The organism is Candidatus Paraluminiphilus aquimaris (genome assembly GCF_026230195.1).
Classification (GTDB): domain Bacteria; phylum Pseudomonadota; class Gammaproteobacteria; order Pseudomonadales; family Halieaceae; genus Luminiphilus; species Luminiphilus aquimaris.
The window spans coordinates 2,587,346-2,601,387 of sequence record NZ_CP036501.1 but is presented as its reverse complement, the minus strand read 5'-3'; the positions used below and the strand labels follow the sequence as shown (position 1 = coordinate 2,601,387).

The 14,042-nt window shown below is 53.8% G+C and carries 16 protein-coding genes; 7 read left to right on the top strand and 9 right to left on the bottom strand.

All coding sequences use genetic code 11. From position 1 onward, the window contains the following. The first annotated feature begins 25 nt into the window (after positions 1–25). Together E0F26_RS11930 and rraA are read left to right on the top strand one after the other, a co-directional pair. Complete coding sequence (locus E0F26_RS11930; protein ID WP_279241888.1) at positions 26–1,789, top strand: acyl-CoA dehydrogenase; 1,764 nt, start codon at positions 26–28, stop codon at positions 1,787–1,789. Between the two features lie 128 nt (positions 1,790–1,917). Next, a complete protein-coding gene (gene rraA / locus E0F26_RS11925; RefSeq protein ID WP_279241887.1) occupies positions 1,918–2,397 on the top strand; it encodes a ribonuclease E activity regulator RraA in 480 nt (159 codons plus the stop codon). Positions 2,398–2,488: 91 nt separating this feature from the next. Here rraA and nadC read toward each other — a convergent pair whose 3' ends face one another. Then, positions 2,489–3,322 (bottom strand): carboxylating nicotinate-nucleotide diphosphorylase, encoded by an 834-nt coding sequence (gene nadC / locus E0F26_RS11920; protein WP_279241886.1) that lies wholly within the window; start codon positions 3,320–3,322, stop codon positions 2,489–2,491. A gap of 70 nt (positions 3,323–3,392) precedes the next feature. Between nadC and ampD the strand changes: the two genes are divergently transcribed. Beyond that, the gene (gene ampD, locus E0F26_RS11915; RefSeq protein ID WP_279241885.1) at positions 3,393–3,974 is read left to right on the top strand and encodes a 1,6-anhydro-N-acetylmuramyl-L-alanine amidase AmpD; all 582 of its coding nucleotides are present in this window, start codon (positions 3,393–3,395) and stop codon (positions 3,972–3,974) included. A 28-nt stretch (positions 3,975–4,002) separates the two neighbouring features. Next, entirely contained in the window at positions 4,003–4,815 is an 813-nt protein-coding gene (locus tag E0F26_RS11910) for a hypothetical protein (RefSeq protein ID WP_279241884.1), read from the top strand. A 48-nt stretch (positions 4,816–4,863) separates the two neighbouring features. Here the strand turns inward: E0F26_RS11910 and E0F26_RS11905 are convergent, their stop codons facing one another. Together E0F26_RS11905 and E0F26_RS11900 are read right to left on the bottom strand one after the other, a co-directional pair. Further along, on the bottom strand, positions 4,864–5,757 hold the full coding sequence (locus E0F26_RS11905) for a lysophospholipid acyltransferase family protein (protein WP_279241883.1): 894 nt from the start codon (positions 5,755–5,757) through the stop codon (positions 4,864–4,866). Positions 5,758–5,898: 141 nt separating this feature from the next. Further along, complete coding sequence (locus E0F26_RS11900) at positions 5,899–7,044, bottom strand: DUF819 family protein (RefSeq protein WP_279241882.1); 1,146 nt, start codon at positions 7,042–7,044, stop codon at positions 5,899–5,901. Positions 7,045–7,306: 262 nt separating this feature from the next. On the opposite strand from E0F26_RS11900, the gene E0F26_RS11895 reads away from it, so the two are divergent. The 3 genes from E0F26_RS11895 to E0F26_RS11885 are packed head-to-tail and all read left to right on the top strand — an operon-like array spanning position 7,307 to position 8,887. After that, entirely contained in the window at positions 7,307–8,005 is a 699-nt protein-coding gene (locus E0F26_RS11895) for a hypothetical protein (protein WP_279241881.1), read from the top strand. Between the two features lie 2 nt (positions 8,006–8,007). Beyond that, complete coding sequence (rimI, locus tag E0F26_RS11890; protein ID WP_279241880.1) at positions 8,008–8,472, top strand: ribosomal protein S18-alanine N-acetyltransferase; 465 nt, start codon at positions 8,008–8,010, stop codon at positions 8,470–8,472. A 7-nt stretch (positions 8,473–8,479) separates the two neighbouring features. Continuing rightward, positions 8,480–8,887: a hypothetical protein gene (locus tag E0F26_RS11885; protein ID WP_279241879.1), complete on the top strand. Its 408-nt coding sequence runs from the start codon at positions 8,480–8,482 to the stop codon at positions 8,885–8,887. Here the strand turns inward: E0F26_RS11885 and E0F26_RS11880 are convergent. From E0F26_RS11880 to rsxA, 6 genes are read right to left on the bottom strand one after another with little or no spacing between them, the layout of a single operon-like run. Continuing rightward, positions 8,884–9,594 (bottom strand): electron transport complex subunit E, encoded by a 711-nt coding sequence (locus tag E0F26_RS11880; protein WP_279241878.1) that lies wholly within the window; start codon positions 9,592–9,594, stop codon positions 8,884–8,886. The genes E0F26_RS11885 and E0F26_RS11880 overlap by 4 nt on opposite strands. Then, the gene (gene rsxG, locus E0F26_RS11875; RefSeq protein WP_279241877.1) at positions 9,591–10,229 is read right to left on the bottom strand and encodes an electron transport complex subunit RsxG; all 639 of its coding nucleotides are present in this window, start codon (positions 10,227–10,229) and stop codon (positions 9,591–9,593) included. Before rsxG ends, E0F26_RS11880 begins: the two co-directional genes overlap by 4 nt. Further along, positions 10,226–11,260: an RnfABCDGE type electron transport complex subunit D gene (locus tag E0F26_RS11870; RefSeq protein ID WP_279241876.1), complete on the bottom strand. Its 1,035-nt coding sequence runs from the start codon at positions 11,258–11,260 to the stop codon at positions 10,226–10,228. Before E0F26_RS11870 ends, rsxG begins: the two co-directional genes overlap by 4 nt. Continuing rightward, the gene (gene rsxC, locus E0F26_RS11865) at positions 11,257–12,780 is read right to left on the bottom strand and encodes an electron transport complex subunit RsxC (protein WP_279241875.1); all 1,524 of its coding nucleotides are present in this window, start codon (positions 12,778–12,780) and stop codon (positions 11,257–11,259) included. Before rsxC ends, E0F26_RS11870 begins: the two co-directional genes overlap by 4 nt. After that, positions 12,777–13,400: an electron transport complex subunit RsxB gene (gene rsxB, locus E0F26_RS11860; protein ID WP_279241874.1), complete on the bottom strand. Its 624-nt coding sequence runs from the start codon at positions 13,398–13,400 to the stop codon at positions 12,777–12,779. The genes rsxC and rsxB overlap by 4 nt, the downstream gene beginning before the upstream one ends. Continuing rightward, positions 13,400–13,978 (bottom strand): electron transport complex subunit RsxA, encoded by a 579-nt coding sequence (rsxA, locus tag E0F26_RS11855; protein WP_279241873.1) that lies wholly within the window; start codon positions 13,976–13,978, stop codon positions 13,400–13,402. The genes rsxB and rsxA overlap by 1 nt, the downstream gene beginning before the upstream one ends. Between the last annotated feature and the right edge of the window lie 64 nt (positions 13,979–14,042).

Sequence of the window (14,042 nt, the reverse complement as noted above, 5' to 3'; positions counted from 1 at the left end):
AATAGCGACAAACTTAGGAGGCTTTATGTACACCGCACCGTTAGATGACATGCAGTTTTTGATCGACGACGTTTGCAAGGCAGGTGACCGTCTTGGCAGCTTGCCGCGTTTTGAAGGGCTCGATGTCGGCGCCGATCTTACGACGGCACTGCTTGAGGAGGCCGGAAAGCTCGCGGCGGACGTTGTCTCGCCGCTGCGTCGCGTGGGTGACATGCAGCCCTCTCGGTGTGCGAACGGTGCAGTGACTATCCCGCCTGGCTACGGTGAGGCGATTCGAGCACTGGGTGATGGCGGTTGGGTAGGTATCGCGGCCGAGGCGTCACACGGCGGTCAAGGGCTGCCGGAGCTATATGGGACTGCTGCCTGCGAGATGTGGAACTCTGCTGATATGGCCTTTGCACTTGAGCCCTTTTTGAGTTCGGGCGCAGCCCTTGCCATCTCGGCACATGCGAGCCCAGATTTAAAAGATAAGTACCTGCCCAACATCAATGCCGGTATCTGGTCAGGCACCATGAACCTCACGGAGTCAGGGGCCGGTTCTGATCTCGGGCCCATGAAGACACGTGCAGAACGTCACGGTGACCACTACAAGATCTTTGGTCAAAAAATTTACATTACATGGGGCGATCACGACGCTACTGAAAATATCATTCACCTGGTACTCGCTCGGTTACCCGATGCTCCGGCCGGCAGTCGAGGCATTTCGCTTTTTGTCGTACCGAAGTTCTTGGTCAATGATGATGGGAGTTTGGGCGAGCGTAATGATGCCTACCCCGTCTCCGTTGAGCATAAACTCGGCATTCACGGAAGTCCGACCTGTGTGATGGCTTACGGTGATAACGGTGGTGCCATTGGTTACCTCGTGGGCGAGGAAAATAACGGGCTTGCGTGCATGTTCACCATGATGAACGAGGCGCGACTAAAAGTGGGTCTGCAAGGGTTGGGTGCGTCTGAGGGGGCCTATCAAAAAGCCGTGGCCTACGCGCGGGAGCGTGTACAGGGTGGTGTGCCGATTATCGAGCACGCGGATGTTAAGCGAATGCTCATGACAATGCGTGCACTGAACGAGGCTATGCGAGCGCTCGCCTACATTGAGTCCCTCACGATGGATCTATCCCACGGAGCGCCTACCGAAGATCGTGGGCAGTGGAAGGCGCGCCTCGATCTGATGATTCCGGTGATAAAGGGCTGGATGACTGAGATTGGCATGGAAGTGACCTCGCTCGGCGTCCAAATTCACGGTGGTATGGGCTACGTCGAAGAGACAGGGGCCGCGCAATACCTTCGTGATGTGCGCATCACACCGATTTATGAGGGGACAAACGGTATACAAGCTGCAGACCTCGTAAATCGTAAGTTAGCGCGTGATGGCGGAGCGACTATGGAGGCCATGCAAGAGCAAATTAGATCAGTCGCTGAGGCTTTAGCGGGCTCAAGTGATGACCGGCTTGCTGCAATGGGCACGGCCCTATCTGATGCACTCGCGGCGCATGTGATGTCTAGTCAAACTATTTTGGAGATGTTTAAAGCGGATAAAAATGCAGCGTTGGCCGCGTCTTTTGATTATATGATGCAGACGGGCTATTTGTTCGGGGGTTGGCATCTTGCCGCGAGCTCGCTCGTTGCGATCGAGCTGTTAGCGCGCGATGAAAAAACATTGTTCTGCCAACGCAAAATTGCCACCACTGAGTTCTATCTACACCGAATCTTGCCGCGGGGAAGCGCGCACGCAGACGCTATCTTGTCACCGCTTAGCCAGTTAGACACTTACGCGACTGAGTGGTTGTGAGATATGACTGAAAGGCTGCTTGGATCGTTTGCGCAGTTCACTGCGTGGCGTGTGCTAACTGTTTACGGGACGATCCTAACGCCATTCGACCCGCGGGCTTCTGCCGGCGCGCGTAGTGGGGGTGTCGCATGTTAAGCACGCCTGATCTTTCAGATCTCAATCCGCGCGCACAAATGCTGCCCTTTCAGTTTCGTTCCTTCGGTCGTGCTTCGGTGTTCTGCGGTCAAATTGCGACCATCCGTTGTTTTGAGGATAACTCGAAGGTCAAAGAGGCCGTGAGCGAGCCCGGTTGTGGACGGGTTTTATTAATTGACGGCGGTGGCTCGCTTGCCAAAGCGTTGACCGGTGATTTGGTTGCCAAGCAGGCCATGGATAATGGTTGGGTGGGTATGGTGATTATTGGTTCCGCCCGTGATGTTGAAGTCATCAATACCTTTGACTTTGGTGTAAAGGCCCTGGGTGTCTCGCCTATTAAGACCGAAAAACTCGGGGTGGGTGAGCGCGGCGTCACGCTTACGTTTGAGGGGGTTGATGTGAGAGACGGCGATTATCTAGCGGCGGACGAAAATGGCGTCCTTGTACTCGATGGACCCTTCACTGAGACGTAGCAAAAAGGCGCTGAATTGTGCCCTCTCAATGGCAAGTCACTAAGTGCTGCGACTGAGCCTTGGTTTTCCGGTGGTACCTGAGTCGACTCATTTAGGAGGAGCTGAGACGTAACGATAGATCGAGTGGCATCACCACTTTGGTCAAGGCGCCTATGGAGATGAAATCTACACCTGTCTCGGCAATACCTCTTAAGGTCGCCTCAGTGACATTACCCGACGCCTCAAGCTCGGCTTCTCCCTTCGTCATCGCTACGGCTCGACGCATATCGTCAAGCGTGAAGTTGTCTAGCATCACACGATCCGCCTTGGCGGTGAGTGCTTGCTCGAGTTCTTGAAGGTTCTCAACCTCGATTTCTATGGGTTTTCCAGGCGCACTCTGGCGCGCTTGTTCGATTGCTTGCCGAATACCGCCGCAGGCTGCGATGTGATTTTCTTTGATGAGGAAGGCATCAAATAAGCCGATACGGTGATTGAAACAGCCACCACAGGTCACCGCGTATTTCTGGGCATTTCGAAATCCCGGAATAGTCTTTCGCGTATCCAGTAACTTAGCCTTGGTTCCCTGAACGATGCTCGCTAGCGACGCACTGTAACTTGCGGTGCCCGAGAGCATCTGCAGAAAGTTCAGCGCGGCACGCTCACCAGTCAGAATGCTTCGTGCATTGCCCGCCAAAGTGAACAGCACGTCGTTCGGCGTGAGCCTGTCTCCGTCGGCTTTGTTCCATTTCACACTAACGCCCGGGTCTACCGCGTTAAAAACCGCGTCCACAAACTGTGTCCCGCACAAGACCCCAGCCTCGCGTGTAATCACCGTCGCATGAGCGGCATCTCCACGTGAAACTAGGGCGGCAGTGATGTCACCGCTGCCGATATCCTCGTCGAGTGCGAGTTTTACGATAGGGTTAATGTCGGTTTGAGTCAGCACGCGGGAGTGTCCTTTTGGCGAGCCCTGATATCATGTGGTATTGAAACACAAGGCAGGCGAAGATTTTTACGTGACCGGCAATAAATACGGGCAAATTGTGAGTGGATGGCTTCAGGGGTGTAAACACGTGCCTTCGCCCAACTGCGCGCCAAGGCCGCCGGAGGTGTCAGTAAGGCTCCTGGTCGTACACAATATTTCGTTGCCGCCCGGTGAGTTTGGCGGCCCTCATATTGAAGCCTTGTTTACCAATACGCTTGATTCTCAGGCACACGAGTACTTTGCAGAAATAGCCCACCTAAATGTATCGGCGCACTTCCTCATTCGACGCGATGGTGAGGTCGTGCAATTTGTGGCCACGACTGAGAACGCCTGGCACGCAGGCGTATCGAGTTGGCGCGGTTTTTCTCAGTGCAATGATTTCAGTATTGGCATTGAACTTGAGGGGACCGATACCCATGTTTACAGCGACGCGCAGTACGTGGCGCTCGAGGCGCTCGTGAAAGCTTGCCGACAGGCTCACCCTGACGTTGAGCCCACAGCGATTGTCGGGCACAGTGATGTTGCCCCGGGCCGAAAAACCGATCCCGGGCCAGGGTTTGATTGGCATCGTTTGAGTGAGGACCTCGGCGTCGGAGAACTGCCAGGCATCTAGTACCAATAAGTTTTAGGGGAGAGTGAACTTGGATTACCTCGCGTTTTTGTCGTTCATGGTGGCAACTGGGCTGTATTGGTTCATGGGCCCCGGTGGTCCGCTGCATGCCATCGACGTCCAGAGTCCATTTAGAGCGCAGATAGACGACGCCAGTCGTGCAAATAGTGTATTGCTTTGGCTCGTGGGTGCCCCCACGGCGGCATTTGCGGTTCTCTTCATGATTTTCGAGGGTCTGTTTGGCGGTGCTGCGATGCTGCTGTTTGGTACCGCCGCACTTTTTTACTCGTTTGGACGAGAGGATTATCCAACACTCACGCAACGCGTTTTAGCGCGGGCGAGAGCGGGCGATAGCGCCGGTGCGGCGAGTGTGATTGACGCGATTGAGAGTGATGGCGAAGCTCATGACGACGCTGAGTTCTGTGGTGAGGCATCCATATTTTTTAGCAAAATGGCGATGCAGCGATGGTTCGGCCCCGTTATTTACTTCTTTTTGATGGGGCCAGCCGGTGCTGTCGCTTATCGATTGGCGCATGAAACGCAAGGAACAGCATTCCCTGTCAGCGAGTCTGTTATGCGTGTTATCGAGTGGCTGCCCTCGCGACTTATGGCGCTGAGTTTTGCCGTCTTTGGCGACTTTGATAAGACCTTGGGCCATGTCATTCAGAAGGGGCCCTCGCTTCAACCAAGCACCGCTGAGTTTTTCGAGGATGCCGTTGACGCGGCGTTAGAGGGTGATAAGAACGAGTTAGCGGTCTATGAGCGACTAAGCGGTCTTTTCAGACTGCTTGATCGTAGCTTCCTACTTTGGCTAGGTATTTTCGCACTCTTTGTCCTTGTCTGAGTACCACGGGACTTGGGTAGGCACATAGCGAAGCGTGCAAGAAAGTGCTCAGCGGGGGCGTCGAGTCCCCTGAACAATGTCATAGAAATGTTGTGTCATCTCTTGCCGGCTACGAATATGCGCATAGTCCTCGGGCGAGTGGTGTACACCAACATCTAGCGAGACCGTGGTCCCAAAACGTTTGAGTGCTTCGCGCATGTGCATCGCCATGCGAAACGGCTCTGCGATATTCGAAGCAACATGGAACAGTCGGGTGTTTTGTCCATGGAAGAACACAGGAACGACTGTGGGTTGATATTGCATGACGAGCTTGGCGATGAAGGTGGTCCAGGGGGCATCAATGACATCGCCGAAACCCGGTGCGTCAGCGGTTGAGACATGGCCTGAAGGAAATAATATCAAGGGAGTACCGTTTGACAGCGCTTTCCCTGCTAATTGCTTGGACCGCACATTGCGCTTCGTCGCGTCTTTGGTTTCCGTGAAGTCAATGGGGAGAAAATGCGGTACTAAGTCCCTATCCTGACAGAGCAGTGAGTTGATTACGACCTGAAAATCGTCGGCCAAGTCGAGTGCCATATTGCACATGATAAGACCGTCGATAACACCAAACGGATGATTGGCAATGAATAAAACGGGACGGTCTTTTGGGATGTTGCCCAGCGCGCTTGTGTCACCATCAAGCGTGATGTTGGTGAGTTTAAAGGCCTCGCGAAAAAACGTTTTTGAATCAATATCCATGGCTTTGAGGCGCTGATAATGTGCCTCCATTTCGTGACGCCCTAAAAAGCCTTCAAGCACCCGTACGAGGGCACGGGTCAATGGGCCATCCTCTGGCGACTCGTACGTCAGTCGTGGCTTTTCCACGATGTAGTACTCGAACATTGGATCCACTTCTGGCAAGAATCGAGGATCGTTTATGGCGGTGGTATTGGTGATAGCCATGTGTGCTTACCCAGTTTTTATCCTTAGTGTTACGTCTTGTGCTGTCTCAAAGATTAATAAAATCTTACGTTTGATTTATGAAACTTCGATGACCCGTCTTTTTCGTCAAATTGGGTCCGTCTGTATCGTCTGCCCTTATCCCTACCAGAGCTGGAATAGCGCGGTGCCAATAAATGTACCAAGCGCGTAACCGATCACCCCGACTAATACGCCCGGCGTTACCTGATCGTGCCACCCTTTTGCCGCCGCCATAGCCGGTGCTGTGGTTGCACCGAGTATGGCTGCGTTACTGGCGGTTAGTAATTCAGGAATAGTGAGGCCTAATTTGCGACCCAGTGTAAGTAGCACAAGGAGGTGTACGCTCAGCAGAATCATCACCAGCACAATGAGCAATGGGGCAACGCTAATCATGGCTTGAATATTGGCGCCAGCCGCAATCGCAGCAAAAAAGGTAAATGACAACGCTACGCCGATCTCAAACGCACCCGCAAACCAGAGCCTTATCTGTGGGAAGCCCGTCGCAATACCGACGGTAATAACGGTCATGATGGCGTATCGCCAACTTGGCAGATCCAACCACCAACATAGAAAATCAGTGAGGGCGACAATGCTGCCGGCTGCGGCAAGCGAGTACACGATACTTGCAGGTGTGACCTCAGTCTTTTCAATAGCAATGTCAGTGCTCGGGGTGTGTGGCACAAAATGGCGAGTCACCCAAAGTGCTCCGGGGATCAGCGCGATAATGCTCAGAAAAACAGCCGAGAAAAGATTGTCGGCCGCTGTGGCGGCTGAGAAGAATGACGCGTCTTTACTCAAGCCCGTAATTTCACCCAGCGCCGCGTAGTTGACGGAGCCCCCGATGTACGTGGATGCGAAGAGTCCGACCACGCCTGCTTCCCGTCGCTCGGCCGCCAAATCGGATGCGCTACCCAATTGCCCAAGATCAAGCACCAGGGCGGCAACCACAACACCGGCTACCGTGCCGAGCGTTGCGACGAGAAAGGCTGCAGTCGTTCGAGAGGCCTCTCTTGCTAATCTGCGCACATCTGCCTGAAACAGGAACAGTGGAATAAGCATGGGTACAATGTAGCTAAAGATGAAGCTGTATGCGGGCGCAGCGTGAGGGATGACTCCAAGATTAGCGGCCGTGATCGCCAACAGAATAACAACCACAGTGCCTGTGATTTTCTGTCCAATGACAGTGCGTTCAGAGGCAAAGGCCATGGCTGACAGCACCAAAATAGCCGTGAATACAGCGAAGTGCTGCTCCGCCGGAATAAGCGACATGTTTATTACCTGTTATTTTTCTAAACCCAGAGTCGCAAGGATAGCGCAAGGTAAAAACCGAGTCTGCTAAAAGTGCGTCTCGGTAGTGGTCTCGTCTCTGGCCATCTTTCCCTTATCCGACGATGTCGTGTGAAAAGCAGCGCGCTAAGGGGCTGTCTGGATAGTGCAGTCCGCGTTGAAAATGGGTTTAGTTAATCGCTCCATGGTCGTGAAGTCCCCAAAATCGATACAACTCAACATCGGCTCGTGAGACACTCTACTGATGAGTGAAGTGTCCGACATCGTGCCCGCTGCCCCATCGGTTGTTGCCGCCGAGATGGCGCGTCGAAAAGCCCTAGAGGCAATGGGGATCGACGTGTATGTCTCGCGGTTCGATTTACCCGGTGCGGCGCCCGCAGTGCGCCAAAAGGTCGAGTCTAGCAGCCCCTCATTAGTGTCGGATCATTCGAGTGAAACGGGTGCAGTCGCGGCTGAGACGGCTTCTCGACGCAGCAAGACAGCAGCGCCAACCCCGGTTACGTCAGCCGCCGTGCGTGAACGTTCCGAGGCGGTGAGGTTTTCCATGCTCTTGGCATCGGCAGGTCCTTTTTTATGGATTGAGCAATTGTCGGATGGCCTTATTCGCCAAGATCAGTTGGCGTTGATTAACGCGATGGCGCGGGCTATCAGCCCTCAAGCGTCCATTAGGCAGCAACAGTTTGATTGGCCCATGCGTGGGGGATCGGCTGTGGCGTCCGATGCGGAGTCAGCCAAGCAAGCGCTCCAGGGACTTATTCAACGTATGGCCCGCGAGGTAAATGCAAAACGCGTAGTGGTTATGGGGACGTGTCCATTTTTGTCAGACCGTATTGCTCAGTCGGCGGTGGTCATTCCCTCCACCCTAGCGATGCTGAGCAACGCCTCATTAAAGCGCGAGGCCTGGCAGGCGCTAAAACCCCTCAGGGTCATTGAGCTCGATTAGTATTGGTCTCGACGTTTACAGATCTTACTTGCCGACGCCTAGCGCCATCTGATTCAGCGCAACTCTCGCTTATCTATCAGCAGACCGACGGACCATCGCTCACGTTCCTGCAGGAACTGACGCGCAAGCCTTCGGGTGCGGCGTGGTGTGTCGTCTCATCTAACCGGCTAATTGCGGTTATTTGGCTTAATGTTCTTGGGGATGAAGCCGAAATCATCGACTTTCGCGTAGACACATCTGTAAGACAGCAAGGCGTTGGCCGTTTTTTATTGGGGGAGACATTGAGGACCCTGAATGTGTCTGGCGTCAAATCGGTTTTCTTGGAGGTGCGAGACTCAAATGTGGCAGCAATTACTTTGTATGAGCATGCTGGATTTGCCACCATTGGCCGCCGAGAAGGTTACTACGCGACATCACAGGGGCGAGAGGACGCGCTTGTGATGCGTCACGATTCGATTAAGAGGTAAAGAATCAGTGAATATTTTAGAGACGGACCATTGGTGTTTGATGTTGCCAGCTGAGTGGCAGGCTGAGACTGAAGACGACATCGTACGAATTACGGATCAGGACGAGGTCGGTGAAATTGAGATAACCACGTTGCACAAGCAATCGGGAAAGGTAATGCCTGAAGAGATTCAGGACATGGCAAGCATTGAATCGCCCGAGGTTCCTCATTGGACAGCGGTTAATATCGGCGCTTTTTCGGGTGTAAATGGGCACTACACTGAGGATGGCGCAGCCGTTCGAGAATGGTATTTGGGTTCAGAGAGCTTACTGCTCTTCGTGACCTACGTTTGCCATAAAGACGACGCAGGGCTTGATGATGCATCGGTCGATGAGCTTCTAGGGACCTTGGTCGTTGGAGATTCCCAACAGAACTAGGCGATCTCTCCCGTAACACGGACCCGCTTACTGCCTACTTCGACAGTGGTCTCAGAGCGCCGCATGTTCTCTATTCGTGTATCGATAACATTTTTCGCGGCGATCAAGAGGCCTGTAATAATAAAGGCCCCTGGTGGCAAAATCGCTAATAAAAGACCTGTGTAGTCCTCCGCTACAACCAAGGTCCAGTCGGCGGCCATAGACCCGAGAAGTAAATCCATATTGGCAAATACGGCGCCCGTGCCAAGTAATTCTCGAATCGCCCCCAGTACTACCAGTACCAAGCCGAAACCCATGCCCATCATGAATCCGTCAGCGACAGCCGGTGCGACAGGGTTTTTAGCGGCAAAGGCATCCGCGCGACCCAGGATGACGCAGTTGGTTGTAATAAGCGGCAAGAAAATACCCAAAATTTGATAAAGCTCATACGCGTAGGCTTGCATCAGCAATTCTGTGCCGGTCACCGCGGCAGCGATAATAAGCACAAAAGCCGGAAGACGAATCGACTCTGTGACGACGTTTCTAATGAGTGATACGCACAAGTTGGAAGTGACCAAGACGAACAGCGTCGCCGCTGCAAGCCCCAATGCGTTGACCACACTCGCAGTGACGGCAAGTAGAGGGCAGAGTCCTAATAACTGCACCAACGCTGGATTGTTTTTCCACAGTCCATTGTGGGTGATCTGGCGATAGCTTTGGGTGCTCATGATGCATCCTCTTCGACGAGCTCGAATAGGTCTTGTTTATGCGTTTGCGCATATTCCAAGGCACTTTTGACGGCGGAGACGACAGCGCGAGGCGTGACGGTCGCTCCTGTAAACGCGTCGAACTCACCGCCATCCTTTACGACAGCCCATCGCTCTAGCGAGGGCTTTACCAAGGTTTTGCTGTCGAAGGACAAAATCCAAGGTGACTTTTTAAGCTCAACTTTATCACCAAGTCCTGGCGTTTCCCGGTGGCTCAGTACACGAACGCCAGCAACCATCCCTGACCGGTAGACACCGACCAGTAACCGTATGTCACCACTGTAACCGTCGCGTGCGGTGACAGGAAGAATCACACCTGCGACCTCACCGTTCTTGCGAGCTCGATACCCTGATGTTTGCTCGCGCAGCGCTAGCAAAGGTCCATCGGCGTCGAGATTAAAAGTATCGTCGATCAATTGATTATCGTGAGTAAGGGCGGGAAAAATCTCCAGCAATTGTCGCGCTTCTGCGGCGCGCTCTGCCGCGGCAATGGGTGCTTTGGTCTGCTCGTAGACGCCGCTGATTAATCCCGACCCGACTGCGGCAAAAGCAGCGAGAAGCGCGGCACCAATCAGGCTCGAAATAACCGTTCTCACTCGTCGACCTCAATTTTTTTGGTGCCATATACCCGGGGCTGTGTGTATTGATCGATAAACGGTGCGGCAAAGTTCAGCAACAGCACGCCAAATGCGACAGCATCGGGGTAATTGCCATTTACGCGTATGAGATAGACCAATACACCCACACCTGCGCCAAATATGAGTCGACCTCGATTCGAGACGGCTGAACTGACAGGATCCGTGATAATGAAGAACGCGCCGAACATTGTAGCGCCACTGAACAGATGGAATAGGACAGAGCCCCCACCGGTAGAGCTACCCTCATCAAAGCCCAACAGGGCGCAAATAGTGAGTGCACTCAGCATGCCCACAGGTGCATGCCAGGTAAAAATACGCTGGCGAAGCAGCCAGATACCGCCGGCGAGGAAGGCGAGATTGACGATATCCCACCCAACTCCCGCGAGGGGACCTGCAAGCTCCGTTTTTGACATCATTAGATCATCAAAGAGCATGCCCGCGTTTTGTCGGAACAGGTCCAGCGGCGTCGCTGCCGTCACACCGTCGAAGCTTGCTGGCAAAAAGAGCGCGGTTAGGGCATCGACGAGTCCCGGGACCTCGCCAACCCCGCGGGGTTCTGTCCAGGAGCTCATTTGCAAAGGGAATGACACCAGCAACACGACATATCCCACCATTGCCGGGTTAAAGGGGTTGTATCCCAGCCCACCGAATACATGCTTACCCAGCAAAACTGAAACACCTATTCCAACCGCCACTAACCACCAAGGCGCATAGGGAGGCAGTGCAATACAAAGCAGCGTTGCCGTTACGATGACACTGTGGTCTTTGAGCGGCGACTTAAAGTCTTTACCTCGTAACCACAGCGCCCAAGCTTCGAATCCCAGAGCCAACATAGAACCAAACACAATGTTCACAAGTGTACCCGGACCAAAAAACCAGGTGAGTGCAAGAACGCCAGGAACTGTCGCAAGTAAGACCTGCTTCATGACCTGTTCAACCGATGTCACAGGCTTGTGTACGTGAGGCGATGAGACATGCATGAGGCTCATTGCTCTGCCTCCTGACTGGCTTTTTTCGCCTTTGCACGCTCGATGGCTGCTTGGACCGGATCATCTCCCGATTTTGCGCGCGCTTCGGCGGCCGCTTTTCTGGCTGCACGTTTCGCTTCTTTTGCGGCCGCTTCCCGTTCTAAACGTTCTTGACGCGCTTCGAACCGTAAACGCGAGTTGTCGGACCGTACTTTTTCATTTGCGGCCTCCCGAATCGCACCTTTTGCCGAGCGATAATATTGAACTAACGGAATATGACTTGGGCACACGTAGGCACACGCCCCACATTCGATACAGTCGAGTAGGTTATGTCGCTCAAGTTGCTCGTTATCTTTGGCGCGTGCATACCAATACAGTTGTTGCGGTAGGAGCGATGCCGGGCAAGCCTCGGCACACATACCACAACGAATACAGGCCTGTTGTGGCTGTGGAGAGGGTATCTCAGTGCGCGTTGGCGCCAGTATGCAGTTGGTGATCTTTACCACCGGCATGTCGAGGTCAGTCACTGCAAAGCCCATCATGGGGCCACCATGAATGACCCGGTCAGCCGTCTCGGCATCAAAGGCCGCCTCATCGAGCAGTTCACGAATGGGCGTTCCCAGCATGACACGGCGGTTGCCAGGTTTTTTCAATGACATGCCCGTCACAGTCGTAATCCGATCTGTCAGGGGCTTACCGTTAATCAGTGCATCGCGAACCGCAACAGCCGTACTCGGGTTTTGGCACAGGATCCCAATGTCAGCGGGGATGCCGCCCGAGGGAACCTGCATGTCGAATAGAATCTCAATGAGCTGCTTTTCACCGCCCGAGGGATATTTAGTCGGGAAGGTCACCACATCGGCGATCTCAAGCGCTTGGGCGGCGTTTGCCATTGCCTCAGCAGCCTCCGGCTTGTTGTCCTCGACAGCGAGAATGATGTTCTGTGCGCCAACCATGTGAGCGAGGATCTCCGCTCCCTCAACAATCTCGCGCGCACAACACTGCATGACGGTATCGTCCGCCGAGATGTATGGCTCGCATTCTGTGCCGTTAATGATCAGCGTGTGAATGCCGAGCTCACGGTCGGAGGCGAGCTTAATGGCTGTCGGGAATCCTGCACCGCCGAGACCTGCGATACCGGCTTGACGAACGCGCTCGACGAGCTCAGGTTTGGGTGTCTCACGCCAATCCTCAAGGCCTTTTAAGTCTATCCAGCTATCGTTGCCGTCCAAGCTGATCTCAATACACGTGGCGGTTAAGCCAGAAGCGTGTGGCACAGCACGTGACTCAATGGCAGTGACGGTGCCTGAGCTGGGTGCGTGAACGGGCACGCTGACGGGGCCCTGCGCTTCAGCAATCATTTGCCCGCCTTTTACGGCGTCACCCACTTCCACAACAGGTCTTGCGGGCGCACCGATATGCTGGGAAATAGGGAGCACTAGCTTGGAGGGTAGCGGCATTTCGTGAACGTACCCCGGGTCGGCAAGCTCCTTTCGTTCTGGCGGATGAATGCCACCATGAATATCAAAGATCTGCCTCATGCCGCGGCCTGCTCCCGCGTATTCTCTGAAGGCCTGTCAGTGGCAATAAGGTTATCGCTGGAGGCTTCATTGGGCAGTGGCCAGTACCAATGCTGAATACCGCCTTTCCTTGGAATCATGTCAATACAATCGACAGGGCAGGGCTCAACACACAAGTCACAGCCCGTGCACTCATCGATAATAACGGTGTGCATTTGTTTGGCTGCACCCAAGATTGCATCAACAGGACACGCCTGAATGCACTTTGTGCAACCAATACACTCATCCTCCCGGATAAAGGCAACGGTGGGCTCGGCTTCGATACCGTGCTCTGCATCCAGTGGCTCGGGCTCAACGTCCAACAAGTTTGCCAGCGCTTGAATGGTATCTTCGCCACCCGGAGGGCACTTGTTAATCGAATCACCCTCGGCAATCGCCTCTGCGTAAGGCCTGCAACCGGGATAGCCGCACTGGCCGCACTGCGTTTGTGGAAGAATGCTATTGATTTGATCGGAGAGCGGATTCCCTTCAACTTCAAAGCGGACAGCCGCAAAGCCCAAAAGCGCACCGAAAACGATAGCCATACCCACCAATGCGGCGAGTGCTAGCAATATCGGATTGGCGAGAATCATCTCAATCATCAGACCAACCCAGCAAAGCCCATGAAAGCCAGCGACGCGAGCCCAGCGGTGACCATACCAATCGCGGCACCTTGGAAGGCTTCGGGAACGTCAGCCACGACGAGGCGTTCGCGCATCGCAGCAAACAGCACCAGCACCAAGGAGAATCCCAGTGCCGCGCCCATGCCATAGATGAGGCTTTGCATAAAGTTGTGCGCTTGATTGATGTTCAACAGCGCAACACCCAAAACCGCACAATTCGTTGTGATGAGGGGTAAATAAACACCAAGCACCCGGTGCAGCAGCGGGCTGGTTTTTCGGACAACCATCTCCGTAAATTGGACAACGACCGCGATCACGAGAATAAACGATAGTGTTCGAAGGTACGTCAAATCGAGCGGTTCGAGTAAGTAGCGATACGTGAGGTAACTGCAAACCGAGGCAAGTGTTAGAACGAAGGTCGTTGCGGCGGACATACCGATTGCCGTATCGAGCTTGTTTGAAACGCCCATAAAGGGGCACAGGCCCAAAAACTGGACCAGTACGAAATTGTTGACCAGCACTGCGGCAACCAGCAGTACGGCATAGTCCCCTAGCATCTTACTCCAGCAGGCTTTTTGACCTGTCTCATTCAACTGCACCTAATAGTAAGGAATAGTAAGG